This is a genomic window from uncultured Bradyrhizobium sp. (genome assembly GCF_936943645.1).
Lineage (GTDB): Bacteria > Pseudomonadota > Alphaproteobacteria > Rhizobiales > Xanthobacteraceae > Bradyrhizobium.
Window position 1 is genome coordinate 29,006 of the sequence record NZ_CAKZJO010000055.1, and the last position, 23,836, is coordinate 52,841.

General features: G+C 65.5%; 23 protein-coding genes and 2 tRNA genes. 5 read left to right on the forward strand and 20 right to left on the reverse strand.

The genetic code is table 11. The annotated features are described in order from the left end of the window. Positions 1 to 6 precede the first annotated feature (6 nt). On the reverse strand, positions 7 to 474 hold the full coding sequence (locus Q0743_RS14440) for a DUF2269 domain-containing protein (protein ID WP_298242205.1): 468 nt from the start codon (positions 472 to 474) through the stop codon (positions 7 to 9). Further along, entirely contained in the window at positions 471 to 1,370 is a 900-nt protein-coding gene (locus Q0743_RS14445) for an alpha/beta fold hydrolase (RefSeq protein ID WP_298242206.1), read from the reverse strand. Before Q0743_RS14445 ends, Q0743_RS14440 begins: the two co-directional genes overlap by 4 nt. 267 nt (positions 1,371 to 1,637) lie before the next feature. Between Q0743_RS14445 and Q0743_RS14450 the strand changes: the two genes are divergently transcribed. Together Q0743_RS14450 and ppa are read left to right on the forward strand one after the other, a co-directional pair. Continuing rightward, a complete protein-coding gene (locus Q0743_RS14450; protein WP_008136728.1) occupies positions 1,638 to 2,147 on the forward strand; it encodes a GNAT family N-acetyltransferase in 510 nt (169 codons plus the stop codon). A 181-nt stretch (positions 2,148 to 2,328) separates the two neighbouring features. Then, positions 2,329 to 2,868 (forward strand): inorganic diphosphatase, encoded by a 540-nt coding sequence (gene ppa / locus Q0743_RS14455; protein WP_100175344.1) that lies wholly within the window; start codon positions 2,329 to 2,331, stop codon positions 2,866 to 2,868. Positions 2,869 to 3,002: 134 nt separating this feature from the next. Here the strand turns inward: ppa and folD are convergent, their stop codons facing one another. Genes folD through Q0743_RS14470 form a run of 3 tightly spaced genes read right to left on the reverse strand, consistent with a single transcriptional unit; the run spans position 3,003 to position 4,586 of the window. Beyond that, a complete protein-coding gene (gene folD, locus Q0743_RS14460) occupies positions 3,003 to 3,887 on the reverse strand; it encodes a bifunctional methylenetetrahydrofolate dehydrogenase/methenyltetrahydrofolate cyclohydrolase FolD (RefSeq protein WP_298242207.1) in 885 nt (294 codons plus the stop codon). A gap of 9 nt (positions 3,888 to 3,896) precedes the next feature. After that, positions 3,897 to 4,280 carry a DUF167 domain-containing protein gene (locus Q0743_RS14465; RefSeq protein WP_298242208.1) on the reverse strand — a complete coding sequence of 128 codons (384 nt, stop codon included), beginning with the start codon at positions 4,278 to 4,280 and terminating at the stop codon, positions 3,897 to 3,899. A gap of 15 nt (positions 4,281 to 4,295) precedes the next feature. Further along, the gene (locus Q0743_RS14470; RefSeq protein ID WP_097660567.1) at positions 4,296 to 4,586 is read right to left on the reverse strand and encodes a YggT family protein; all 291 of its coding nucleotides are present in this window, start codon (positions 4,584 to 4,586) and stop codon (positions 4,296 to 4,298) included. A gap of 204 nt (positions 4,587 to 4,790) precedes the next feature. Between Q0743_RS14470 and Q0743_RS14475 the strand changes: the two genes are divergently transcribed. Further along, positions 4,791 to 4,866 (forward strand) — tRNA-Ala (locus tag Q0743_RS14475). A 110-nt stretch (positions 4,867 to 4,976) separates the two neighbouring features. Here the strand turns inward: Q0743_RS14475 and Q0743_RS14480 are convergent. The 7 genes from Q0743_RS14480 to Q0743_RS14510 form a co-directional block, all read right to left on the reverse strand. Continuing rightward, positions 4,977 to 5,789, reverse strand: coding sequence for an enoyl-CoA hydratase (locus Q0743_RS14480; RefSeq protein ID WP_298242209.1), 813 nt, complete (start codon positions 5,787 to 5,789; stop codon positions 4,977 to 4,979). Between the two features lie 111 nt (positions 5,790 to 5,900). Then, positions 5,901 to 6,695: a glutamine amidotransferase gene (locus Q0743_RS14485; protein ID WP_298242210.1), complete on the reverse strand. Its 795-nt coding sequence runs from the start codon at positions 6,693 to 6,695 to the stop codon at positions 5,901 to 5,903. 124 nt (positions 6,696 to 6,819) lie between these two features. Further along, positions 6,820 to 7,599, reverse strand: coding sequence for an SDR family oxidoreductase (locus Q0743_RS14490; protein ID WP_298242211.1), 780 nt, complete (start codon positions 7,597 to 7,599; stop codon positions 6,820 to 6,822). A gap of 228 nt (positions 7,600 to 7,827) precedes the next feature. After that, positions 7,828 to 8,316 (reverse strand): TerB family tellurite resistance protein, encoded by a 489-nt coding sequence (locus tag Q0743_RS14495; protein WP_298242212.1) that lies wholly within the window; start codon positions 8,314 to 8,316, stop codon positions 7,828 to 7,830. A 283-nt stretch (positions 8,317 to 8,599) separates the two neighbouring features. Continuing rightward, entirely contained in the window at positions 8,600 to 10,009 is a 1,410-nt protein-coding gene (locus Q0743_RS14500) for an adenylate/guanylate cyclase domain-containing protein (RefSeq protein WP_298242213.1), read from the reverse strand. 52 nt (positions 10,010 to 10,061) lie between these two features. Further along, positions 10,062 to 11,432, reverse strand: coding sequence for a cytochrome P450 (locus Q0743_RS14505; protein ID WP_298242214.1), 1,371 nt, complete (start codon positions 11,430 to 11,432; stop codon positions 10,062 to 10,064). A gap of 35 nt (positions 11,433 to 11,467) precedes the next feature. Continuing rightward, entirely contained in the window at positions 11,468 to 12,838 is a 1,371-nt protein-coding gene (locus tag Q0743_RS14510) for a hydrolase (protein WP_298242215.1), read from the reverse strand. Positions 12,839 to 12,974: 136 nt separating this feature from the next. Between Q0743_RS14510 and Q0743_RS14515 the strand changes: the two genes are divergently transcribed. After that, entirely contained in the window at positions 12,975 to 14,663 is a 1,689-nt protein-coding gene (locus tag Q0743_RS14515; protein ID WP_298242216.1) for an MFS transporter, read from the forward strand. A gap of 1 nt (position 14,664) precedes the next feature. On the opposite strand, the gene Q0743_RS14520 is transcribed toward Q0743_RS14515, so the two are convergent. Further along, a complete protein-coding gene (locus Q0743_RS14520) occupies positions 14,665 to 14,880 on the reverse strand; it encodes a hypothetical protein (protein ID WP_298242217.1) in 216 nt (71 codons plus the stop codon). 184 nt (positions 14,881 to 15,064) lie between these two features. Further along, complete coding sequence (locus tag Q0743_RS14525) at positions 15,065 to 15,388, reverse strand: hypothetical protein (RefSeq protein WP_298242218.1); 324 nt, start codon at positions 15,386 to 15,388, stop codon at positions 15,065 to 15,067. 253 nt (positions 15,389 to 15,641) lie between these two features. Between Q0743_RS14525 and Q0743_RS14530 the strand changes: the two genes are divergently transcribed. Next, positions 15,642 to 16,703 (forward strand): polysaccharide deacetylase family protein, encoded by a 1,062-nt coding sequence (locus Q0743_RS14530; protein WP_298242219.1) that lies wholly within the window; start codon positions 15,642 to 15,644, stop codon positions 16,701 to 16,703. 134 nt (positions 16,704 to 16,837) lie between these two features. Here Q0743_RS14530 and Q0743_RS14535 read toward each other — a convergent pair whose 3' ends face one another. The 6 genes from Q0743_RS14535 to Q0743_RS14560 form a co-directional block, all read right to left on the reverse strand. Beyond that, entirely contained in the window at positions 16,838 to 17,221 is a 384-nt protein-coding gene (locus Q0743_RS14535) for a hypothetical protein (RefSeq protein ID WP_298242220.1), read from the reverse strand. 102 nt (positions 17,222 to 17,323) lie between these two features. Continuing rightward, positions 17,324 to 19,252 carry a hypothetical protein gene (locus Q0743_RS14540; protein ID WP_298242221.1) on the reverse strand — a complete coding sequence of 643 codons (1,929 nt, stop codon included), beginning with the start codon at positions 19,250 to 19,252 and terminating at the stop codon, positions 17,324 to 17,326. A 589-nt stretch (positions 19,253 to 19,841) separates the two neighbouring features. Further along, positions 19,842 to 19,917 (reverse strand) — tRNA-Thr (locus tag Q0743_RS14545). 96 nt (positions 19,918 to 20,013) lie between these two features. Next, entirely contained in the window at positions 20,014 to 21,765 is a 1,752-nt protein-coding gene (locus Q0743_RS14550) for a heme biosynthesis HemY N-terminal domain-containing protein (protein WP_298242222.1), read from the reverse strand. Positions 21,766 to 21,801: 36 nt separating this feature from the next. Beyond that, positions 21,802 to 22,995, reverse strand: coding sequence for a hypothetical protein (locus tag Q0743_RS14555; protein WP_298242223.1), 1,194 nt, complete (start codon positions 22,993 to 22,995; stop codon positions 21,802 to 21,804). Between the two features lie 60 nt (positions 22,996 to 23,055). Beyond that, positions 23,056 to 23,802, reverse strand: coding sequence for a uroporphyrinogen-III synthase (locus tag Q0743_RS14560; protein ID WP_298242224.1), 747 nt, complete (start codon positions 23,800 to 23,802; stop codon positions 23,056 to 23,058). Positions 23,803 to 23,836 lie beyond the last annotated feature (34 nt).

Genomic DNA, 23,836 nt, shown 5'->3' on the forward strand with positions numbered 1-23,836 from the left:
CGTCTCTCAAAACGGTTTTGCGATCATCAGCCACAGGATCAGCATCGTCGCGCCGAAACCGGGGAAGCCGAACGCGAACCAGCGGCGAAACAGGACGTAATATCGCTCCGGCAAGGCCGCGTTTTGATCGGCAGCCTTGCGCGCGAGATCGCGCATCTCGATTTGCATGAACACCACGGGAATCCAGAACAGGCCGGCGACGGCATAGAGCGCGAGCGAGGCGAGCAGCCAGCGCTCGGTGATCGGCGTCGCCGAAAGCATCATCAGCAGGCCGCCCGTCAGGGGTTGCAGCAGCACGGCGGAGAGCGTGAAGATCGCATCCGCGATCACCACCACCGAAGCGGTGCGTGCGATGAAGGCCACATCATTCGTGCGATGCGCCATCAGCATGAAAAAGGCGATGCCCGTTCCGGTGCCGAGAATGACGACGGCGCCGAGCACATGCAGGAACTTGACCAGAAAATACAGCGTCATGGCTTCTTGGTCGCCATGGGCTTCGGCAAGTTCAGCGCGCGGTCGAGCTCGCTGCTGGCGGCTTTGACGCCCGCTTCGGTCTCGATCATCCAATGCCCCTCGCTACCGACCGCAGGAAGCGCGCGGAAATCGACCTTGCCGCCACCGCCACGAAACGCGTCAGCCAAGCTCTTCGAAAACGACGGCGAGAAATAGCTGTCATTGGCCGCAACGAGCCAGGTGACGGGGATACGCGCGGCTTTGCCGAACTCCGTTGCAGCGGCAAGCAGCGTGTGTGACGCGCAGATCCGGTTCGGCTCGTCATTGGCATGGCCGCCGCGCCCGGGCGCGAACACCGCGATCGCGGCAATCGCCTTCGGATCGGCATTGGCGAGCGCCAGCGCGCCCCAGCCGCCGGCGGAATGGCCGATCACTACGGCGTCCTCCTTGCGAATGAAATCCTGCTTTCGCAAGAACTCCAGCGCGAGCCGGATTTGCTCGGCCGTCGCACGGCCCGAACGCACATAATCCGCCTCGTCACATCCGCCCTGGTCCTCGGCATAGCGGCCGCCGGTCGCACCATGGCCGAGCCGCTCCGGCACCAGCACGGCGAAACCGCGCGCGACGAGAAAGGCGGCGAACGGACGGTATTCCGGCTGCGGCATTTGCGCACGACGCAGGACGTTTTGCGTCGAGGCGTGCGCGATCACCACAAGTCGGAACGGACCGGCGCCAGCGGGGCGAAACAGCAGGGCCCGCGCGGCAATGTCGGTATCCGGCGATGGTACGCGCCACTCTTGTCGGCGCAGCGGTTCGCCCTCCTCGCCCGATGGGCCAAACGTGACCTGAGCGCACAGAGGCCGCGCAGTCAGCAACGCCAGCAGAGGCAGGAGCGCGATAGTGTTGAAGAACCGCATGGATGGCCGAGGGCGAACACGAACAGTGACAGCGACACTAGTAGGAACGAATCACTCTGGACGGGCTTTCTGCGTCACCATTGCCGTTCATTTGTTGTCGCAACGGAAGTTTTGCACTGACGCTTGGCATGCCGGTGCCCTCGGAGTTGGCGCCTTGTCTTTTTTCGGTACAACATGGTTAAGATACTGATGCACAAAGTCCACACGTTAACCGATAATTAACGATAGGTCTTGCCGCCGGCCCGGCGACTTGGTTTGATCACGCCCATGAGCACAACCCTGATCGAGGTCCGGCCGGCCAAAGCTGCAGATGCAACTGCGGTGGCGTCCACTCATGACGAAGCCTGGCGCTCCGCCTATCAGGGCATCATTCCCGGCGCTGAGCTGGAAAAGCTCATCAACCGCCGCGGCCCGCAATGGTGGGACAGCGCGATCCGCAAGGGCAGCCGCGTCAGCGTGCTCGTGTTCGGTGACAAGATCGCGGGCTATGCCAATTACGGTCGCAACCGTGCCCGCAGCCTGCATTTCGACGGCGAGATCTACGAGCTTTACCTGCGCCCGGAATTCCAGGGCCTCGGCTTCGGCCGTCGCCTGTTCGCCGCCGCCCGCCGCGACCTGATGCAGAGCGGGCTGAAGAGCATGGTGGTGTGGGCGCTCTCGGACAACGATCCGGCGACGGAGTTCTACCGGGCGCTGGGCGGCCGCATGGTGGCGCGCTCCTCGGAGCGGTTCGGGCCGAAGTCGCTCGACAAGGTTGCCTTCGCCTGGACCAATTGAGCTGCTGAAAGCTGGATCGGCAGCCCTGACCTTCCGTCCGTCGATACCGCTGCCCTTGAGCCGGTGACTTCGGGATTCATTATTTCACAAAAACGCGATGGATCAGCGGGCCAAGCCCGCGTATGACAGCGCCAAAATCGCTGCCGGGCGCGATTTACCCTCGGCAACAACGGAGCCTTGAATGCGTATCGATGCGATCTCGATCGGGAAGAACGTCCCCCAGGAAGTCAACGTCCTCATCGAAGTCCCCGTGGGCGGCGAACCGATCAAGTACGAGATGGACAAGGAAGCCGGCACGCTGGTGGTCGACCGCTTCCTGTACACGCCGATGCGTTACCCCGGTAACTACGGCTTCATCCCGCACACTTTGTCGGATGACGGCGACCCCTGCGACGTCCTGATCGTCAACACCCGCGCCATCATTCCCGGCGCCGTCATGAGCGTGCGTCCGGTCGGCGTGCTGTTCATGGAGGACGAGGCCGGCGGCGACGAGAAGATCCTGGCGGTGCCGTCGTCAAAGCTGACGCAGCGCTACGACAAGGTGAAATCGTACTCCGACCTTCCCGACATCACGCTGCAGCAGATCCAGCACTTCTTCGAGCACTACAAGGATCTCGAGAAGGGCAAATGGGTGAAGATCCTGCGCTGGGGCGGCCCGGAGGAAGCGCACAAGCTGATCCTCGAAGGCATGGATCGCGAGAAGAAAAAGAAGAAGGGCTGAGCTTCCGTGTCCCGGACGCGGCGCGGCATGAAATGACGCGCTGCTGAGCCGGGACCCACATTGCCACTGGGCCCCGGCTCAGCAGCGCACCGCTGAAGAAGCGCTGCGCTGCGTCCGGGGCACGAGGCCCTCCACTACACCGCCGGCTTCGGCAGCCCTGCGATCGCGCAGGCCGCGCGCAGCGTGTTCACCAGGAGGCAGGCGACCGTCATCTGGCCGACGCCGCCCGGCACCGGCGTGATGGCGCCGGCCACTTCAAGCGCTTCCTGATAGGCGACGTCGCCGACGAGGCGCGTCTTGCCGTCCTCCTTCGGAATCCGGTTGATCCCGATGTCGATCACGGTCGCGCCCGGCTTCAGCCAATCGCCGCGCACCATCTCAGGCTTGCCGACCGCGGCATAAACCAGATCGGCTTTCTTCACGAGCCCGGGCAAGTCGCGCGAGCGCGAATGCGCGATCGTCACGGTGGCGTTCTCGTTGAGCAGCAATTGCACCAGCGGACGACCGACCAGGTTGGAGCGGCCGATGACGATGGCATTCATGCCTTCGAGCGAGGCGTGCACGCTCTTGGTCAGGATGATCGAGCCGAGCGGGGTGCAGGGTGACAGCGCCTGGAATCCGCCGGCGAGCCGGCCGGCATTGTTCGGGTGCAAGCCATCGACGTCCTTGGCGGGGTCGATGGCGTTGATGACGGCCTCGGTATTGATGCCCTTCGGCAGCGGCAGCTGGACCAGGATGCCATGCACGGCTGGATCGCGATTGAGCTTCGCGACGACGGCAAGCAGATCCGCTTGCGAAACGTCGGCCGGCAGCTTGTGCTCGAACGAGGCCATGCCGGCGGCCTGGGTCTGGGTGTGCTTGGAGCGGACATAGACCTCGCTGGCGGGGTCGTTGCCGACCAGTACCACAGCGAGACCCGGCACCAGATTGTGCTCCCGCTTGACCCGGGCAACCTCGTCGGCCACGCGCGCACGGAGCTCGGCGGCGATGACTTTTCCATCGATGATCTTGGCGGTCATGTCAGTTCCTCAGTCTGTCGATTTGGCGGCCGCAGATTTGAGTTGGACGAGCTGGCGCAGGGCCTCGCCGAGCCACGCCGGATCGCCGTCGACCGCGATCTGCTTCAGCCGCGAAGTGGCTCCGGACAGGAGCCTCACGCTGGCCTTGGGGACGCCAAGCGACTTTGCCAGCAGCACTAAAACGGCCCTGTTGGCCTCGCCGCCATCAGCGATCGCGCGCACCCGCACCTTGAGCACGCTGCGGCCATCGGCCAATTGCTCGATCCCGTCGATGTCGTCGCGACCGCCGCGAGGCGTCACCCGTAGCGCAATGCTGATTCCAGCGGCCGAATAGCGCCAAGGTTCCTTGTGAGGTTCCTTGTAAGGTTCCCTGGAGGCGTCTTTGGCGACCAAGGCGCTCCCGCCCGCTCAGATCACGTTCGGGTAGATGTAGTACAGGATCACCCGCTCGATGAACATGATCAGCAGGATCAAGATGATCGGCGAGATGTCGAGGCCGCCGAGGCTGGGCAGGAGATTGCGAATCGGTGCCAACACCGGCTCGGTGATCCGGTACAGGAACTCCGCGACCGCCGACACGAACTGGTTGCGGGTGTTCACCACGTTGAAGGCGATCAGCCAGGACAGGATCGCGGAGGCGATCAGCAGCCAGACGTAGAGGTCGAGCACGATGATGACGATGTCGAGAACGGCACGCATGGCTATTGAAGACTCTGGCTTTTGAAGACTTTGGCTGCGGACGGAATTGACGCCTTGTTGCTAGATATCGGTTCCCCCCCGCCCAAACAAGGGAAGTCGGCGTCCGAATGGCTAAAACCGGGTTACAGCCGTCCTTGACTTGACCTTGGCGGGGACTTAAATGGCGCCCGGTTGTCGGCCGCGTTTACCAGAGCGGCCAGCAAAGGGGCCATAGCTCAGCTGGGAGAGCGCGTCGTTCGCAATGACGAGGTCGGCGGTTCGATCCCGCCTGGCTCCACCACGCTTCGCCCGTCGGGCTACGCGTGGCGCAGCCGCGCGGTGCCCGACGGGCGAAGCGTGGTGTCCGGCGAAGCCCGAAGGGCGAAGACGGACCGTCTCCGCAAGTCCCCCCTACCTCCCCGTAAACCTTGGCGGCCGCTTCTCCATGAAGCTCGCCACGCCCTCGCGGAAATCGCTGCCGGCCAGCGCCACCATCATCTCCCGGTTCGCCTCGATCGTTGCCTCGGCCAAGGTCTGGAACGGCACCTCGTAGAGCTGGCGCTTGATGACGGCCATCGCGCTTGGCGAGACGAAATCGGCGAGATCGCGGGCGTAGGCGTAGGTCTCCTCGCGCAGCTTCTCCGGCGAGCAGAGCCGGTTGACCATGCCGATCCGCAACGCCTCCTCGCTCGAAACGCGCCGGGCCGAAAGCAGCAGATCCATCGCATTGGCGTGGCCGACGATGCGCGGCAGCATCCAGGAGATGCCGTGCTCGGCAATCAGACCGCGGCGCGCGAAGGCGGTGGTGAACACCGTGTTGTCGGCGGCAAAGCGCAGGTCGCAATAGAGTGCATGCACGAGACCGATGCCCGCGGTCGCACCGTTGAGCATGGCGATGACCGGCTTCCTGATCGAGGGATAATAGCCATAGCGCGTCTGCCAGTCCGGGCGCCGGTTCATGTCGAACGGCGGCAGATTGGTCGCGCGCCTGACGTCGTCGGGGTCGAGCCCCTTCAACGCATCCATGTCGGCGCCGGCGCAGAACGCGCGGCCGGCGCCGGTGAGCACGATGACGCGGACATCGTCATCGGCGCTCGATGCTTCCATGGCATGGCGCACGTCGCGCTCCATGATCGGCGTCCACGCATTCATGCGATCGGGCCGGTTGAGCGTGATGGTCGCGACCTTGTCGCTCACCTCGTAGAGGATGTGTTCGTAAGCCATGGCGCTCTCCCTGTGCTGTCGGCCCGCGTTCGCGCGCGCTCGTTGGGAATGAGCCTAGCATATCCAATGGTAAGGCAAGGACTTGCGCCAAGAAACTGCGCGACGACGCGATCACTCGGCCGCTTGCGCCAGCACCGGCCGGCGCGCCAGCCAACCGTCGACGAAGTGATCGAGCCAGGCACGCTCTGCGGCATCGTACACGGCACGATCCGCGAAGTGATGGTGCCGCTGCCGCGCACCGGGCGCGCTGAAGCCGTCATAGCCGCGCGTGGTCCAGCGATGCATCATCGCGTAGGTCACATCAGGATGAAACTGCACGCCGAACGCATTGCCGGCGCGGAATGCCTGCACCGGAAAATCATCGCCTTCTGCCAAGAGCTCCGCGCCAACAGGCAGCTCGAATCCCTCGCGGTGCCAATGATAGACCTGTGCCGGCCAGGCCGGGCAGAGCGCGTGGCCCGCGGCGGTCGGACGGATCGGGTAGTAGCCGATCTGGGTCAGGGCCTCCGGATGCGGCGCGACGCGCGCGCCGAGCTGCATGGCGAGCATTTGTGCCCCCAGGCAAATGCCGAGGAACGGCCGCTGCTCGCGCAGCGGAATTTCGATCCAGTCGATCTCGCGACGGATGTAGTCGTCGGGATCGTTGGCGCTCATCGGGCCGCCGAAGACCACGGCGCCTGCGTGCGCATCAAGCGTCTCGGGCAGCGGATCGCCGAAGCGGGGACGGCGGATGTCGAGGGGATGGCCGAGCGCGCGGAGCGCGTTGCCGACGCGGCCGGGGGTCGAAGATTCCTGATGCAGGACGATCAAGACCGGTAACCGGCTTTCGGAGGCGGCAGGGCTCGGCACCCTCTTTCGGAAGGGCACCAATTCTGCACCACCAAACCTGTCCGTCCGGAACGACATGGCCTCTGCGAGTGCTATCGGTTCAGACCGCCAGCATAGCTAAGCGATGGTTAACATCGTGTGAGTTCGCGCACACATCGAAAGTGAAGCAAGCTCCGGGCCACTACGGGAGCTGGGGACTTTTCTAGTGCCGGCGCCTCTGGAACCGGCTCGTGGCGGCCAGGATGAAGCCGCGCGGGAAGAAGCGCAGCGCAAACGGCACAATCTTGATGCCGAGACCGGGCAGCACTGCCCGTTTGTTGGCCATCAGGCCGCGATAAGCCTCTTGCGCGACATCGGCGGCCGAAACGTTGAGAAGGGCCGTATCGTGTTGCGCCCCGACGCCGGCGCGCGCCTGGAATTCGGTGGGCACAGGGCCCGGGCAGAGCACGGTGACGCGAACCCCGCGCGGCGCGAGCTCCGCGCGCAGCGCTTCGGTGAAGGAGATCACATAGGCTTTGGAGGCATAATAAACGGCCATGCCGGGACCGGGCAGGAAGCCTGCAACCGAGCCCACATTGAGCAGACCGCCCCTGTTCCTGATCAGCTGATCGGCAAAGCGCAGCGACAGATCCGTCAGAGCCCGCACATTGACCTCGACGATCCCGATCTGCTCATCGCGGTCGCGCTCGATGGCATCACCGAACACGCCGAAGCCCGCATTGTTGACGAGGTGATCGAGCTCCACGCCTTCGGCCGCGAGCGCTGCCGCGATGGTCTCGCCGGCGGCGGGGTCCTCGAGATCGCAGGCGATCACGATCGGCTTCTTGCCGCCTTTGGCGGCGAGCTCGTTCGCGAGCGCCTCCAATCGATCCGCGCGCCGCGCCGTCAATGCGAGACGATGTCCATTGGCGGCAAACACGCGCGCCAGCTCCACACCTATGCCCGCCGAAGCACCGGTGATCAACGTTACCCGCTCAGTCACGATCGAAGTTCTCTTGAATTGAAGTCTTTGGCCCCGGCAATCGCTGAACGAGAGCATAAGCCGTGCGCGACAGGCAAGCGGCGCTGGCGGCATGGCCGCTTGAGCGGGCGACAGGGGGTGCAGAAAAGACTCATATTTGCAGGCGAATCCGCAAAAGCGCGGGAAGGGCACGGCTTACATTAAAGTTTCGTCATGTGGCTCGCATGTCGGGCCACCGGCGCGGACAAGTCAGCCGCCGACGGCACCATCCTTCACCTGGCCACCGACGCGTTCGGCGACCGCGTGCTTCAGGTCGATCCGGTCGCGCTGGGAAATCCCGAGCAGATCGGAGGCGCGCCAGACGACGTTGTCTTCGAATTCGGTCACCTGGCCGTCGGCATAGACCAGCTCCCACATCATCCGGACGATGCGCTTGCGGCCCTCTTCGTCGAGCGAGCGCATGATGACGCTGGTGAAGTGATAGAGATCCACCGCCTCGCCCTCGACCTCAGTGGCGTCGGCGATCAGGCGATCCGCGGTGCCGTGGTCGAGCCCGAAATGGCTCTCGATCAGGCTGTGCAGCTTGCGCTGCTCGGCCGCCGTCGGCTGGCCGTCCAGCGAGACCACGTGGACCAGCAGCGCGGTTGCCGCCAACCGATAGTCGCTGTCGCCGAAGGTGCGGTTCTGGTCGTTGGGGGCGACGATGTCGGCGATGAATTGGCGCAGGCCGTCGAGCATAGGATCCTACCGAAATCGATGCAGCCGCGAGGGGGAGGGCGGCCGCTACCAGCATTATATGAGCAGGAAACTCAACCGGCGCAACGTGCGGCAGTTCCGCGCGCCGGATTACGTTTCGGCAATCTGCTGCGCATCGGACGCGAGGAGCAAGCCGAGTCCCTCAGCTGTCGTCCCTGCGAACGCAAGGGACCCGTAACTACAGGCTGTGTTTGGGCAATGACCATCTTGCCTATTTCAGAAATCACGCGGCATGGGCCCCTGCTTTCGCAGGGGCGACAGCGGCTCACGGAATCTCGTACACCACCATCTTGTCGGCGATGCCGCGCAGCGCGGCCTGTTTCTGGATCGGTTTGATCTCGCGTTGCTGCAACAGTTCGGCAACCGCCGGCGCATCCAGCACGGGGCCGGTGATGTGAATCTCCTGGGCGGTCGACAGGCTCTGCACGCGGGCGGCGATGTTGACGGTCTGGCCGAAATAATCCTGCCGCTCGTTGAGCATCACCGCGAGGCACGGACCTTCGTGGATGCCGATCTTGACGATGAGATCGTCGGTGCCGCGCTGCTCGTTGAGCGCGTCCATCGCCGCGCGCATCCGCAGGCCGGCGACGATGGCGTGCTCGGGACGGACGAAGGTCGCCATCACGGCATCGCCGATGGTCTTCACCACCGCGCCCTTCTCGGAGGAGATGATCTCGAGCAGCGCATGGAAATGCGCGCGCACGAGATCGAAGGCGGCAAGATCGCCGACGCGCTCGTAGAGCGCGGTCGAGCCTTTCAGGTCGGTGAACAGGAAGGTGAGCGAGGTGATCTGGAGCCGCTGGTCGAGACTGAGATTGTCCGCCTTGAACACATCGCGAAACGTCTGGTTGGACAGCATCCGCTTGGCGGTCAGGAACGGCTTGCGCTTGCCGATGAGATGGTGGAGCGCCTCGGCCGCGATGAACACAGACGGCAGCACGCGCACGCCGGCCTGGTTCTCCAGCGACAGCCGCAGCGGGCCGGGCCGCATGGTCGTGGTCCCCGTCGGGGCCTGCACCTTGTTGTACATGATGGCGAGCTGCTGACGGTCCCTGGTCGGCTCGCCCTGGACGTCGATGAAATGGGCGGCGTGCGTCACCGGCTCGAAGATGATGACGAAGTCAGCGGGCAGTTGCAGCGACATGGTCGCCTTCTCGCCGGCCGGCAGCTCCATCGTGTCCAGCGTCACCTCGTTCGCGAGTGTCACGAACGATTCCTTGTTGAAGTCGACGCCGGAGCTCCAGAATACCTGCTTGAAATATTCCCACACCGGAAGCGTATCAGGATCGTGTGCCGCGATGCGCCGCACGCGCGGATTCACGGTGAAGGAGACCTCGACCTGGTCGTCGACGGAGGCCTTGTAGCCGCAGGCGCAGAGCGCGCAGTGATAATCGTCCGGCTTGAGCGCCTTCAATGTGGTGTGCGCGCCCAGCACGCCGCCGCAACCCGGACACAGCACGTTCCAGCCGAGGTCGAACAGCCCCAGCCGCGCCGCGTGCAGAAAAGCCGAGATCGCGTGCTCCTCGTCCACGGCATGCTGCGCGGCGAAGTCGAGGACGTTGACGCGGTTGAGCTCGTGATCCTCGCCGCGCTCGATGAGACGCGCGATCGCATCGGCCACCTTCGGATCGGCGGTCTGCTTGAGGACGGAAAACTGGGCCTGGATGTCGCTCATGGCGAAAACTCTATCTAGGGCGCGTCACGCCGTCGGCCAGACGAGGAGCCTGTCACCGACGCGTGATGCGGAACGTGGGTGAGTGGTCCGGCTGGGTCGTGACGACGCCCAGCGGGATCACGGGATTGGCCGTATCGGCGAGCTCGACGCGGAACGCGCCGATCAGCCGCGCCAGCGCCAGCACCGATTCGGCCTGCGCGAACGGCGCGCCGATGCAGACGCGCGGACCCGCGCCGAACGGCAGATAGGCGAAGCGATCAGGCGCTTCCTTCGACATGAAGCGTTTTGGGATGAACGCGTTCGGCTGATCCCACAGCTTCTCGTGCCGGTGCAGCAGCCATGGCGCGATCATGATGATGTCGCCCTTGCCGATCTCGATTCCGGCCGCATTGTCCTTCTCGCGCGCAGCCCGCGCGACCAGGAACGCCGGCGGATAGAGCCGCATCGTCTCCTCGATCACCGCGCGCGTGAATTTCTGCCGGTCGATGTCGGCGATGCTGTCGAGGTGCTCGCCGCGCGCCTCGGAGGCGACCTCCTCCTGCGTCTCCGGATCGAGCGCGAGCAGATAGAGCGCCCAGAACAGCGCCGTCGCCGTGGTCTCGTGACCGGCGAGGATCATGGTCGCAACCTCGTCGACGAGCTGCTCGTCGGAAAAGCCCTTGCCGGTCTCAGGATCGCGCGCGGCGTCCATGAGATCGAACAGGTCGCGCGGCGGCGCACCGTCCTTCTTGCCGGCCTTGCGCCGCTCTGCGATCAGCATCGCGACGAATTCGGTCCAGCGCTTGCGGAAGCGGGCGCGGGCAAGATCCATCGGGCTCGGCCACGACACCGGCAGCAGCATGTCGAGGAAATACGGCCGTCCGAGCCGGGCGGCGTATTCCATGATGAAGTTGCGCAAGGTCGCGCCGTGCTGGTCCATGCCGAACGAGAACATCGTGCGCCCGGCGATCTCCAGCGTCATGCGCTGCATGATCTCGCGCAAATCGACGTCCTCGCCGGTGCGCGCATGGAGCTTGGCGATGGTCTCGTCGAGCACCGCCGTCATGTGCGGGACGAGATTGGCGGTGGCGCGCGGCGTGAACGCCGGCGCGAGGGTGCGGCGCTGGAACGTCCAGGAGTGGCCTTCCGCGATCAGGAGACCGTCACCGAGCACGGGGCGCAGCATGCGGATGCCGGCCGGCGTGCGCGTGTAGTTCTCGTAATTGGTCAGCAGGACATGCCGGATCGCGTCCGGCTGGTTCAGGATGAAGCTGTTGCGGAGGAAGAAGCGGCCCTTGATGACGTCTTCCTCGTAGGCGCGCTGTCCCCAGGTCGCGATCATGTTGTGCCGGATCACGGCAAGCCGGCCGAAGAACGACATGTCGTCGGGCGCACGCGGGGGAGCCGGAGGGACGATGGGCCGACGCACGCTGGCGATGTTCATGGCTCTCTCCCGCAAGATGTGACGCAGGCAAACAGCTAGTAAGTCAGCTCGGCAATCGCAATCCTGTTCTCCGCGGCGGGCCAGGCCCGTGCCACAATCCGTTCCTCGCCGAACTGGGCCACGATGTTACGCCCAACTTCGCTGATTGGAAGGCGCAAGGTCGCTGCCGAATCCGTGGGCACGCCCGGCTTCACGTCGGCCGGCTCCTTGCCGTCGAACAGAACAACGTCCCGCGGCAGGCCAAAATAGCCGCGCGGACGTGACATGATCACGACCGCACCGGCATCCTTGTCGGCAGCCGCGAGCGGGCGCGCGGCGCGCAGATGCACGACATCGGAGGAGCGCGGGAATGGCGAGCGATAGATGTGCGTGGTCGGCGCGTCCGGGGACGTCAGGACGAATTCGAGCGCCCAGGAGGGCTCGACCTGCGCCGGTCCCCAGCGGCCGTCCGCGCCGGTCTTGGCGCTATGCACGGCGCTGCCCTTACGCTCACCGGTATCAGGATCGACGCGGAAGATATCGACGGTTGCACCCGCCACCGGGCGGTTGGTCGACACGCCGCCGGGCGTGCCGCTGACGAGGCCGCTGAGCTTGACGGTCGGCTCCGGCACGATCGCAATGCGCGCGGGCTCGCGTCCGGCGATGAATTTGTAGATCTCGCGGAAGGCGCGCGGGTGGAACGCCACCTCGCGGTGGTCGAGCGCACCGAGCACGAGATTGGTGGCGCCCTTCAGCTCCGGCCCTTCATTGGTGACACCGGTCGGCGTACCGGGCTTGCCGATGAAGCGGCCGTCGGCCTGGGCGTACTTGTCCATGCCGTCGCTGCGCAGCGTGAGGAACGCAACGCCCGGCGTCACCTCGCTTTCGCCCTCGTTCAGGCCACGCAGGAATACACCGCGGCCGTTGAACTCGTTGTTCGGTTGGTCGTCGGTTGCGAACACGCCGTGATTGGGCGTGCCGCACAAGACGGCGTGGCTGACATCGCCAGCGCCGCCATTCTTGATGACGTTGCGGATCGCATAGCCACCGCGCGAGCTGCCGACCAGCGCCACGCGCGGCGCGCCGGTGCGACGCTTCAATTCGGCGATGGCGGCCGTGAGCTCGCGGCGCTGGTCCTCGGTCGAGGAACGGTTCGCCTGCTCGACCTTGTCGTCGCTACGCGCGTTGGGGTCGGTGAAGTTGATCGCCATCATGCGGTCATGCGCGATGCCGTTGGATTCCATCCGCCACAGCGTCGTCATCCAGAGCGCGTCGTAGTCGCCATTGCCGTGGACGAACAGGATCGGCGGCACCTCATTGCCCGGCGTCGCAGGCGCGGTCTGGGCGAATGCCTCCGTCCGCAAGCTCGCAACTGCGAAGGGCAAGCTGCCGGCCCCCAGCAAGATCATCCGTCGCGACAACTTCATCTGTTCCTCCCCGGCAAACCGCCTCTTTGCACCGCTTATAGCGGTCTAACCACTGGACAGCGAAGGACTTTCGCAGGCATCACTGAATCTGCCGGAATCGCCAGCATCACTTCTGCCAGCCCATATGGAAGGGGATATGACCGAGCCGCCGAACCGTCAGAAAATGGCCGCCGACGGCATCACCGCGCCGCTGCGCTACACCGTGTTCCGGCGCATCTGGCTCGCCAGCCTGCTCTCCAATCTCGGCCTCCTGATCCAGGGCGTGGGCGCGGCCTGGGCGATGACTCAGATGGCGGCCTCGGCGGACAAGGTCGCGCTGGTGCAGACCGCCCTGATGCTTCCGATCATGCTGATCTCGATGCCGGCCGGCGCGATTGCCGACATGTATGACCGGCGCATCGTCACGCTGGTCTCGCTGATGATCGCCCTCACCGGTGCGACGGCGCTGACCGTGCTGGCCGGGTTCAATCTCATCACCCCGGAAACGCTGCTCGCCTTCTGCTTCGTGGTGGGCAGCGGCAACGCGCTGTTCGGTCCGGCATGGCAGTCCTCTGTCAGCGAGCAGGTGCCGCCCGACGCGTTGCCTTCGGCGGTCGCACTCAACGGCATCAGCTACAACATCGCGCGCAGCTTCGGCCCGGCAGTCGGCGGCGTCATCGTCGCCGCGCTCGGCGCGGTGGCCGCCTTCGCCTGCAACGCGCTTCTCTACCTGCCGCTGCTCGTGGTGCTGCTGCTCTGGCGCCGCTCGGTCGAGCCCTCCCGCCTGCCGCGGGAAAAGCTCAATCGCGCCATGGTCTCGGGCTTCCGCTACATCACCAATTCGCCGCCGATCAAGATCGTGCTGTTGCGCACCCTGGTGATGGGCCTGATCGGCGGCGCCATCATGGCGCTGATGCCGCTGGTTGCGCGCGACCTGCTGCATGGCGGCGCGCAGACCTATGGCATCATGCTGGGCGCCTTCGGCATGGGCGCCGTGGTCGGCGCGCTGAACATCCACGAACTGCGCAAGCGCATGAGCGGCGAGGCAGCGATCCGCGCCTGCACCATCTCGATGGCGTTTGCGATGGCTGCCCTTGCCCTCAGCACGGAGCCGGTGCTGACGGCGGCCGCGCTCGTCCTGGCCGGTGCGGTGTGGATGGCCGCCATCGCGCTGTTCAACATCGGCGTGCAGCTCTCGGCACCGCGCTGGGTCGCCGGCCGTTCGCTGGCGGCGTTCCAGGCCTCGATTTCCGGCGGCATCGCAATCGGCGCCTGGGGCTGGGGCCATCTTACCGACTTTGCCGGTGTCGAAATTGCGCTGCTGACGGCGGCCGGCCTGATGCTGATCTCGCCGCTGCTCGGGATATGGCTGACAATGCCGCGCGTCGGCGCCCGCAATGAAGATGCCGACGTGCTGGCCGATCCCGAGGTGAAGCTGTCGCTGACCGGCCGCAGCGGCCCGCTGGTGGTCGAGATCGAATACCGCGTCGAGCAAGACAATGCGCGCGCGTTCCACAACGTCATGCAGGACGTGCAGCTCTCACGGCAGCGCAACGGCGCCTATGGCTGGTCGATCGCCCGCGACATCGCCGATCCGGAATTGTGGACCGAGCGCTATCACTGCCCGACCTGGTTCGACTATCTACGCCAGCGCAATCGCTCGACCCAGTCCGAACGCGCGCTGCACCAACAGGCGATCGCTTTCCACATCGGCCCCGAGCCGGTTCGGATCCGCCGCATGCTGGAGCGTCCGTTCGGCTCGGTGCGCTGGAAGGAGGAGACACCGGACCGTGCAAGCGCGGAGGTGTTGCCGGTGGTCGCGACAGCGGCGGGAAGCAGCACGTAGTTTACTGCCCGTGCTCGGTCAGCACCTTGTCGCAGCCCTTGCTCAGCTTCGCGCGATTCTGCTTCAGGCAGGCGAGCACGGCGCCGTCGCCATTGTTCATCACCGCACGGCAGAAGCGCGTGACGTCGCGCGCGCAGGCATCGTGGCCAGGCTGCTGTTGCGCTGACGCGGCCGACGCGCACAGGAGCAAAGAAATAGCGAAAAGAAATCTGATCATCGCATAATGCCTCTTACCCGGAAAGATGTGCGGGGAAGCTAGTGCGACGATCCCGCACCTGCAACGGCTTTGTTACCGAGCGGGAAACGTGCCGCCGCGTGGCCCCGGCACACGGCCGGGGCACATCGCGAGGGGAGCTCGCCGACGCAACGATGTCGTTGCGCGCCGTTACTCGCTGTCGCTCTTATTGACTGTCCTGGGCGTCAGCGACCTTGCGCGAGGCGCCCTTGGCAAGATCCTTGTCCATCACCGCGCGGCAGCCGGCGCTGAGGTCCGAGCGATGCTTCATCATGCACGCCGTGATCTTCGGGATGTTGGGGATTTCCGACGAGCACAGGCGGAAGGCATCGCCGGTGCACATCTGCTGCGCCTCGGCCGAGAAGGCGAAGCTCGAGGTCGTCGAAACGATCGAGACGATGGCAGCAAAGCCGAGAGCCAGGCTGGTGTCGCGGATCCTGGCAGAGAAGGACTTGGTGTTCAGAGACGTGGTGTTCAGAGACTTGGTCATTTGAAGCTCCCATTGGCACCGTCGCAACGGCGCCCGTTGTTGATGGGAACTACGATGCTCCAGCAAAACAGTTTCCACTGTGATGACGGTCACGGGAGATATGCCCTCTGTGACGTCGGTCACTTTGGCGCAGCTGCCTGAAATTCCTCCACAACCGCTGTCGTGTTGGTGTCACGTTAACTGTTACTTCGCATTAATGGCTCGTCGCGCGGGAAATTCCGCAGGTTTGGTTGCGTAATTGGAAAGAGTAGCGATGCGTAATGCGTTGGGCCTGATGCTGGCCAGTGTTGTTGCGGCGGTCGTGATCGCCGCCGGCGGTTGGTTTTTTTATTCCTCGCGCGCCGACCAGGGCGCTCCCAAGACAGTTGCAGCCCGTGCCGCCGACCCATTGCCGGCACCGGCGAAGCTCGCCGCCAGGGATGACGTCGAGACAACCGCGACGGTCGCGGCGAAGCCGGCGGCGATTGCCCAGGCACCCGCGCCCACGCCCGCTCCCGTCATGCCGGTGCAGCCGAAGCAGGCCTGCGCCAATCCGAATGCGCTGGGCGTCTCCCGCGTGGTCGAGATCGACACCACCGGCGGCCCCGGCTTCGGCTTCGATCATTTCAAGCAATTCGACTTCCTCACCGACAAGGAGGTCGTGCTGACCTTCGACGACGGCCCCTGGCCGGTGAACACGCCGAACGTGCTGAAGGCGCTCGCGGACGAATGCACCAAGGGCCTGTTCTTCTCGGTCGGCAAGCACGCGACCTATCATCCGGAAATCCTGCGCCAGGTGCTGGCCCAGGGCCATACGGTTGGCACGCACACCTGGTCGCACGTCAATCTGAACGGCAAGAAGATGACCGAGCAGATGGCCAAGGACGAGGTCGAGAAGGGCATCAGCGCGGTGAAATTCGCGCTCGGCGCCAACCCTGCGCCGTTCTTCCGCTTCCCGCAGCTGCAGCATAATCCGGCGATCGTGAGCTATTTCGGCACCCGCAACGTCGCGATGTTCTCGACCGACGTGGACTCCTTCGACTTCCGCAAGGGCGCGACGCCGGAGAAGATCATCGAGACGGTGATGACGCGGCTCGACAAGCTCGGCAAGGGCATCATCCTGATGCACGACTTCCAGAAGAACACCGGCATCGCCCTGCCGGCGCTGCTCGCGCGCCTCAAGGCCGGCGGCTACAAGGTCGTGCAGATGAAGGCCAAGACGACGCTGCAGTCGCTGCCGGAGTATGACGAAGCGCTGATGAAGGAAATGAAGGTGCCGACCGCGAGCACGAATACGCGTCCGATCTCGAGCGTCGTGCAGACGGTGTCGCAGTAAACGCTCATCCATCTCCAACTCTTGCGTCATGGCCGGGCTTATCCCGGCCATCCACGTTTTTGGAGCCGCGTCGAAAGATCGTGGATGCCCGGGACAAGCCTGGGCATGACGTTTACTGAGAGCCAGAAGGCGGCCTACCAATAGATGCCGTGGCGGTGCAGTTCGCTGATGATGCGGCGCTCGGTCCAGCGCTTAGACTTCGGCTTGTCAGCCCTTGCCGTCTTCCTGGTGGCGGGCTTGGTTGTCGCGACCGGCGCCGGCGCGGGCGCGGGAGCGGTCACCGCCGGAGCGGCCGGCGCAGAGAGCGACACGGCCGGCGGACGATCCGAATATTTCGGCGCCTCGGTCGCCGGTGCAGCTTCGCTCGCCTGCGGCGTGGAGGTGGTCGCCGAGGTCGGTGTGGTCAGTGGCGCGGGAGCCTGAGCGCCCGCCGCCGACAGCGACAGACTGCGGGAGCCGTCTGCCTGGGCAGAGGCGGAAGCCAGGACCATGGCGGCAACCAGAATGATCTTGCGCATGTAAAATCTCCCCGTGTTTGCGTGACCGGGATATTACGGGGGAGGGGCGCCATTCGATGTGACCAGGCTCACAAATGATGCCCGGTCTCGCCCGTTGCTTCGCTAGCGCCGAACACTCAGCTCGCGGATCGCAAATCCAAGGTCGCGAAGATCACCCGGAAAGTGCGTGGCGGCGTTCGTCGTCAGCTCGACTGCCAGATTGTCCGCGCCCGTGAAATCATCGAGCTGGAGCGACAGGGGCTCGGAAGGCACGATTCCGCGATAGATCTCATGACCGTTGACCTTGATCAGGAATTCGTTGCCCGAAATCGGCATGGCCCACAACACCAGACGCAATGTTCGCGCCGGCGCCGAAGGTTTGTTCGGCACATCGAAATGCGCGGTGGGGGACGCCCACTGAAGCGCTCCACCGGGCGTTGATTCCTTGCCGAAGACACCGCGTGTCGTGACACCCGGCAGGGCATCGGTGCCGATCTCGAGAACGTCGCGGTGTCCCTCCAGATACTCCCGCGACGAGCGATCCGTTGCCACTGATATCAATCGCTGTCCCGCATTGGCGGTCAGCCGGTCGGCTGACGCGAGGCAGTCGAACTTGTCCCAACCGGCCGGCAAATAGGCGCGTCCCACCTTGCCGGACCACGAGAAGATGTTCGGCGATGCCCAGGCCACGCCGCGATCGGCGGCAATGCTGCGCAACATGTGATTCATCATGGGATGAGCGACATCGATGACGACGCCATGGCAGCTGCCGAATTCGGCGGATAGGCGATTGTAGTCCCAATCGAGCGACGCCTTCTGCGCGTCGACCTGCGCGGCGGCGGTCGGAAGACCGGGAATGCCCGCACCCAGCGCCTGAATGACCCACAGCGGTCGCAGCGCACCGAGCATCAGGTGAGCGATCACGACGATGAAGCTGGCAGCGACGGCGCCGAAACGCCACTGCGCTGCTGCCAGGGGAGTTACGACGAGGGTGAACAGCAACGGCGCCGCCATGGCAAGGCCCTTGCCGGCCGCCCAGGCGTGACCAGCCGCCAGAATGGCGATCGGCACGAGGCAGCCCGCCAGGCTGCCGGCGAGAAAGCGCGCGGCGCTGCCATCGGGCTCGGTACGCCAGATCGTCCGGACCGCCCGTGCGACGCTCCTCACCAGCAAGAACAGGAAACCGTAGAGCAGCAGCTTCCACACGAACGCGATGACGACGGGCCAACTTGCGGACAGGAGCACGGCATAGAGGCCGAGGCCGGCAACAGCGGCCTCGACGGGCAGCGAGAACCACGCATCGGCCAGCTCTCCGAGACGGCTGTCGGGACTGGCAATGATCTCGAGGAAATTCGCTTCGCCGCCAAGCAGGTAGCGTTGAAAATACTTCCACCAGTCCGGTGGATAGGCAGCTGCATGGCTGAGCTGTCGAACGACATAGGCACCCGTGCCCGACCAGTGTGGAATGCATGCAAGCAGCGATAATCCGACGCCTGCCAGAAGGCCGGGTGCAGCGACGACCAGGCTTTGCCGCGTCGCTCGACGACAGACCGCCACCACGACGATGGCGGCGGCGGCAAGTCCGTAGACCGTCATCGATTCCGGATAGAGAAAGAACGCGCCCGTCATCAGCGCCGCAAAGACAGCTCCCAGCCGCACGATCGAAGCCGGTGCCCGGCCAAACCGATCCCTATCGAACGCCAACGCGACGAAGGCGAGAAGGAGCAGGAAGATCGGCTGCGTCGAAAGCTGAGACCACGCATTGATGTCGAACACGTACTGCTCGAAAAATCCAATCGTGAGCGCGGAGGCGCAGATCCATGCCAGCCAGCGCCGCATTGCGAGCGCGTTGACGAACACGAACAGCGCCGCAAACAGCATGTTGAGCTGCATGCCGACCATGAACGAATAGGCGCAATCGACGACAGAGCCGCGGCTCACGACCGCAAAGGCTGCATGCATCATCGACACGGCACTACGCCAATCGATGAACCACAAGGCCGCCACGGTCTGAGGATCGGACTGTGCACTCTCTACGCCCTGGACGAGCAACGTTGCGTAGTCGAGCGTTCGATAGGAAATCGAAGCTCCGACATAGAGAAAGTGATCGTAGACATTCGCCTGGAAGACGCGGAAACGTGGACCACCGGTCCAGCCGGGCGCCAGACAGAGGATCGCAACGGCTGCAACGGTCACGATCGCGGCGGGCCATGCACCGGCCGAGATCTTCTTCCGCCACTGTCCATCCTGAACGATCACTGCACCTGCAACGACGAGACCGCAGGTCGCCATCGCCAGCAGCGTGACCCATGACGCGACGCCGGACAGGTACAGGACAGCGGTCGCTGCCGCGAGCAGGCCGAAGCCGAGTGGCGGCGCGAGCGCCCAGCGGGCGGCAAAACCTTGCGACGGCAGAAGCAGGGAGAACGGCAGGCCGATGGCTCCGCACATCGATACGAAGAGCCCGACAACCAGGATATCGTGCATCACCGCGACTGCCCCCTGGCCGGAAGTAGTTGCGGCGAACGCACCCCCTGTCAATTCGGACGCGGCGCGGCTTCAGGCAGCAAGCAGCCGTCATCGCCGAAGCGGAAGCGCGATCGAGTGCGGTTCGAAGAGAATCTGCCCCGGATCGAGGCGCTGGTGCCGCAAGAGGGATTCGAACCCCCGACCCCGTCATTACGAATGACGTGCTCTACCGACTGAGCTATTGCGGCGAACCCTGCCGGGGCCGGATGCCGACCCCGATACGCGCGCTCCTGATATCGGGCATGGCCCGAATTGGCAAGGACAAGCCGGCTTCGAATTGGGGCTCACGCGCCCCAGCGGGACCAGAACCCACGCCAGCCCCCGGCCTGGGCCTTGGGAGTGCCGATTTGTTCCGTAAATTCGTCGCTCGGGCCCTCGTCATCGATCCCGGGATCGTCCGGAGCCCGGACGATCGGGATGACCGCGGGAATCGGCGCCGGCGCGGGCTTGCCGAGGTCGGCGCGGGTCCGGAACACCGGTGTTGCCGCCGGAGGCGTTGATTCGGCGGGCTCGGGAGCCGGTGGGACCGGCTCGGCGGTCACGACGGCCGGCTCTTCCTTGGTGGCGGTCGGGGGCGAATTGTCCTGTGCGGCCGGCACCGGGGCTGCGGCTGGGGTTGGCGCAGCCACGGGCGGTTCCGCCGGGCCTGCGCTGGGGGCCACCGTCACGCGCTTCGGCGGCGGCGCCGCCAGCATGGCTTCCTCGAAGGCGGAGGATTCGATCGTGGTGCCCCTGTCCGAGGGCAGGCTGGCGACCGGCGTCTGCCACTGGAAGGCGTCGAGGCGGCCGGTAACAGGGGAAACCGGACGCCAGCGGTCGCTGACATAGCCATCCGCGGTCCAGGCCGGATCGTGGCGGGCGCGCACCGCGCGCAGGGTCCAGGCGCGGGCACGACCGCTATCGCCATGCTCGGCGCGTTCGATCTCGGCCATCAACAGCGCGACGCGCTGGGTCGGATCGCTGATGTAGGGCGCCAGCACCTCGCGCGCGCGGACGAATCCGGAGGCATCGATCGCGGCACGCGCGATCGCGAGCTGGCCCTCGACATGGCCCGGCTTGTCGGCCGAAATCTTCGCCGCAAGCGTCTCGACGCGCTGCAGGCGCTGCCGCGCGGAGTCGCCGAGCTTCACATGGGCATAGGCCTCCGCGAGATCGGGATGCGGGTTGGCGAGCCAGGCGGCCTCGACCAGCTTCATGGCGCGGCGCACCTGATGCGCCTCGCTCTCGAACTTCGCAGCGAGCACCGCGGCCGGTACCAGCGTCGGCGCCAGCCTGATCGCCTCCATCACGCTCTCGCGCGCGACATCGCGGTCCATGGTCGCCAATTCCAGCGCGCGCGCCGTGAGCAGCACGCCGCGCTGGCGGCGATAGGCCGGCTTGTCGATCAGGCCCGCGGACAGATTCGAATCGAGGATCGCGAGCGCGCCGCCCCAGTCGCCGCGCGCACAGCGGAAGCCGAGCACCGCTTGCGAGGCCCAGGTCGAGGCTGGCGACAGCTTGATCGCTTCCTCCGCGATCATCACGGCACCGACCGCATCGTCGGCGCGCTGCGCCTCGATGAACAGGCCGCGCAGGCCAAGCAGCCGCGTATCTTCGCGCTCGGCCATGGCGCGGAACACGCGCTGCGCCTCGTCGCGATTGCCTTCGAGCTGCGCCGACTGCGCATGCAGCAGCAGAGCGAGCGGATCATTCGGCGCATGCCGCCGTGCCGCCTCGGCATGACGGCGGGCGAGCGCGGTGTCGCCGTGACCGATCGCGAGCAGACCGTGGGTGATGGCGTGGCGACCCCGCGCGTGACGCTTGTCGTGGCGGCGGCGCCGCATGCGCCCCGGTGTGCGCCAGATCGTCGTCAGGATGCTCCAGATCAGCACGACCGCGGCGGCAAAGAGGCCAAGCATGAACACGAATCGCGGAAGCGTCGTCGAGAGGCGGAAATGACCTGCATTCAGGACGAGATCGCCCGGCTGGTCGGCGACCCAGGCCGCGCCGGCTGCCGCCAGTGCGATCAAGACAAGGAAGAGGACGATGCGAAGCATGGCGATCCCTATTACGCGCCGATTGTTGCGCGAATCTTATCGAGCAGATTTGGCGAGATCCGCCATGGCATCATCCGCGAATTTGCGAGAGGCGGCGAGCGCGGCGTCGCGGGCCTCGGCCTTGTCGAGCCAGGCCTGCGCCGGCACGCGATCGGCCTCCGGCAGCGTCTTGAGCTCGCGCCGCGCTTCCACGAAATCATTGCGGAGCGCCGCCGCCGTCACCCGCGCGACGATGGCGCCGCGATCGTTGCCGACGCCGTCGGTACGCTCGATGCGGACGAGTTTCGATGCGCCGGCCTGAAGACGCTCGACGATGCCCGCGTTCGCGGCCGGGGCTTCCGCCGGCGGCGACAGTTTCGGCACGATGTTGAGGAGTTCGCGACTCAGCGCGACCGGGGTCGGGATGCCCGACGATGCAAACACATCGAGCGGCTTCAGCACGTCAGGCTTGGCGGCGAGCGAACGCGCCGCGGACAGCTGCGACTGATAGGGGTCGCCATGGCGAACGGCGACGTCGAGCAAGGCCGCTGCCACCACGAAGCGCAGAGGCTTGTCGTCCATCGCCTTGTTATCGGCGAGCTTCTCGCCTTGCTGCGCGAGCTCGGCCCGCTCCGTCTTGCTGGCGCGCTCGAGCTGCGCGAGGCGATCGGTGAGCGCGGCGATATCAGGCGCAGCGGAGGGCGGCGCGGATTTCGTATCACTCAGCGCGCTCGCGGTCTTGTCGGACTGCGCGCGAAGATTGGCGATATCGCTGCGCAGGCTGTTTGCGGACTTCTCCAGCGCGTCGATCCGCGCCGCCATGGCCGGATCGGCGACGGGCTTGCCGGCCTTGGCTTCGACCGCAGCGACACGGCCGCTCAACGCATCGACGGTCGCGCCCGTGACTTGCGGCGCGGCCGGCGGGGCCTGCACGGCGGGCCAGCCCAGCATCCAGCCGACCGCGATCACGACTGCCGCGGCGACAGCGCCGGAAAGCGGCGCGACAACCCAGGGCGAAATCGAGGACGCGGGAGCCTGCGCTTCAATGCGCTCCGGCTCTGCGTCAACCTGGTCGGATTTGGCCTGCCCGGGCTCGGCGTGCTCCGGCGCAGGCGGGGTCTCGGGCTCGACCGCCGGCTCCTGCGGCTGGGTCGAAACTTCGTTGGCTTCGAGGTCGATGGTGGGCGGAGTGCGCTTGGCACGACCACTTTCGGGCGCCAATCCTGCGTCTTCAGGCTTGTCGTCGGCCATCGTGACGGTTCCTCACACTTCCATACCAGGACGCATTTGCGTCGGATTCGGCCCGACCTCTTACGCCAAACGGGTCCGCAAAGCACGCTCCAAGGTGGCAAACAAGGCATTTTCGTCCGGTGTCGCGGCAACCAGAACCTGGGACGCGCCGGCCTCGCGCAGTGCGTCCGCCACCGCCTCGGACAGGCAGCATTGCGGGATGGCCAGCGCCGAGATTTCGACGCCTTCGTCCCGCGCCGCATCCAGGAACGCGCGGGCGCTGCGCCGGGAGTAGTGCAGCACCGCCTCGACCCCGTGGGCGGCAAAGCCCTCGCAAACCTCGCGCGGCAGATGCTTGACCGGTGCCATGCGATAGGTCGTCTGCGTGACCACGGAAAAACCTTCCGCACCGAGCTCGCCGCCGAGATCGCGCGACAGATCGGCGCCCGCAAGATACAGCAGCGTGCTTTTCTTCTTCAGCACCTTGTCGCGTGCGCTCTGCACCACCGTCTCGCGCAAGGACGCAGCATCGCCGCCGGCGACGATCACCTGGGCGAAACCGGCGTCGCGGGCCGCAGCGGCCGTATGCTCACCGACCGCAAACAACGGCAGCCCCAGCAGACCAAGGTCCCGCAATTGCGGTGCGACGGCACGGATCGCGTTGGCCGACGTGACAATGACGGCGGCATAGGGCGCTTCACTTTCGCTGCGGAAGGCGACCGGCTCGAACTTGAGAGCCGGCGCAAGCATCACCGCATGCCCCCGCGCACGCAGATTTTCCGCCGTCGCCTCGTTGTCGGGATGCGGCCGTGTGACAAGAATGGACATCGCAGGTGTTCCCGAACCAATTGGCGGCGGCGCA

Bases quoted from the DNA above. Each gene is read 5' to 3' on its own strand.
- Q0743_RS14440 (WP_298242205.1), bottom strand. From the start codon at position 474: ATGACGCTGTATTTTCTGGTCAAGTTCCTGCATGTGCTCGGCGCCGTC.
- Q0743_RS14445 (WP_298242206.1), bottom strand. From the start codon at position 1,370: ATGCGGTTCTTCAACACTATCGCGCTCCTGCCTCTGCTGGCGTTGCTG.
- Q0743_RS14450 (WP_008136728.1), top strand. From the start codon at position 1,638: ATGAGCACAACCCTGATCGAGGTCCGGCCGGCCAAAGCTGCAGATGCA.
- ppa (WP_100175344.1), top strand. From the start codon at position 2,329: ATGCGTATCGATGCGATCTCGATCGGGAAGAACGTCCCCCAGGAAGTC.
- folD (WP_298242207.1), bottom strand. From the start codon at position 3,887: ATGACCGCCAAGATCATCGATGGAAAAGTCATCGCCGCCGAGCTCCGT.
- Q0743_RS14470 (WP_097660567.1), bottom strand. From the start codon at position 4,586: ATGCGTGCCGTTCTCGACATCGTCATCATCGTGCTCGACCTCTACGTC.
- Q0743_RS14480 (WP_298242209.1), bottom strand. From the start codon at position 5,789: ATGGCTTACGAACACATCCTCTACGAGGTGAGCGACAAGGTCGCGACC.
- Q0743_RS14485 (WP_298242210.1), bottom strand. From the start codon at position 6,695: ATGTCGTTCCGGACGGACAGGTTTGGTGGTGCAGAATTGGTGCCCTTC.
- Q0743_RS14495 (WP_298242212.1), bottom strand. From the start codon at position 8,316: ATGCTCGACGGCCTGCGCCAATTCATCGCCGACATCGTCGCCCCCAAC.
- Q0743_RS14500 (WP_298242213.1), bottom strand. From the start codon at position 10,009: ATGAGCGACATCCAGGCCCAGTTTTCCGTCCTCAAGCAGACCGCCGAT.
- Q0743_RS14505 (WP_298242214.1), bottom strand. From the start codon at position 11,432: ATGAACATCGCCAGCGTGCGTCGGCCCATCGTCCCTCCGGCTCCCCCG.
- Q0743_RS14510 (WP_298242215.1), bottom strand. From the start codon at position 12,838: ATGAAGTTGTCGCGACGGATGATCTTGCTGGGGGCCGGCAGCTTGCCC.
- Q0743_RS14515 (WP_298242216.1), top strand. From the start codon at position 12,975: ATGACCGAGCCGCCGAACCGTCAGAAAATGGCCGCCGACGGCATCACC.
- Q0743_RS14520 (WP_298242217.1), bottom strand. From the start codon at position 14,880: ATGATCAGATTTCTTTTCGCTATTTCTTTGCTCCTGTGCGCGTCGGCC.
- Q0743_RS14525 (WP_298242218.1), bottom strand. From the start codon at position 15,388: ATGACCAAGTCTCTGAACACCACGTCTCTGAACACCAAGTCCTTCTCT.
- Q0743_RS14530 (WP_298242219.1), top strand. From the start codon at position 15,642: ATGCGTAATGCGTTGGGCCTGATGCTGGCCAGTGTTGTTGCGGCGGTC.
- Q0743_RS14535 (WP_298242220.1), bottom strand. From the start codon at position 17,221: ATGCGCAAGATCATTCTGGTTGCCGCCATGGTCCTGGCTTCCGCCTCT.
- Q0743_RS14550 (WP_298242222.1), bottom strand. From the start codon at position 21,765: ATGCTTCGCATCGTCCTCTTCCTTGTCTTGATCGCACTGGCGGCAGCC.
- Q0743_RS14555 (WP_298242223.1), bottom strand. From the start codon at position 22,995: ATGGCCGACGACAAGCCTGAAGACGCAGGATTGGCGCCCGAAAGTGGT.
- Q0743_RS14560 (WP_298242224.1), bottom strand. From the start codon at position 23,802: ATGTCCATTCTTGTCACACGGCCGCATCCCGACAACGAGGCGACGGCG.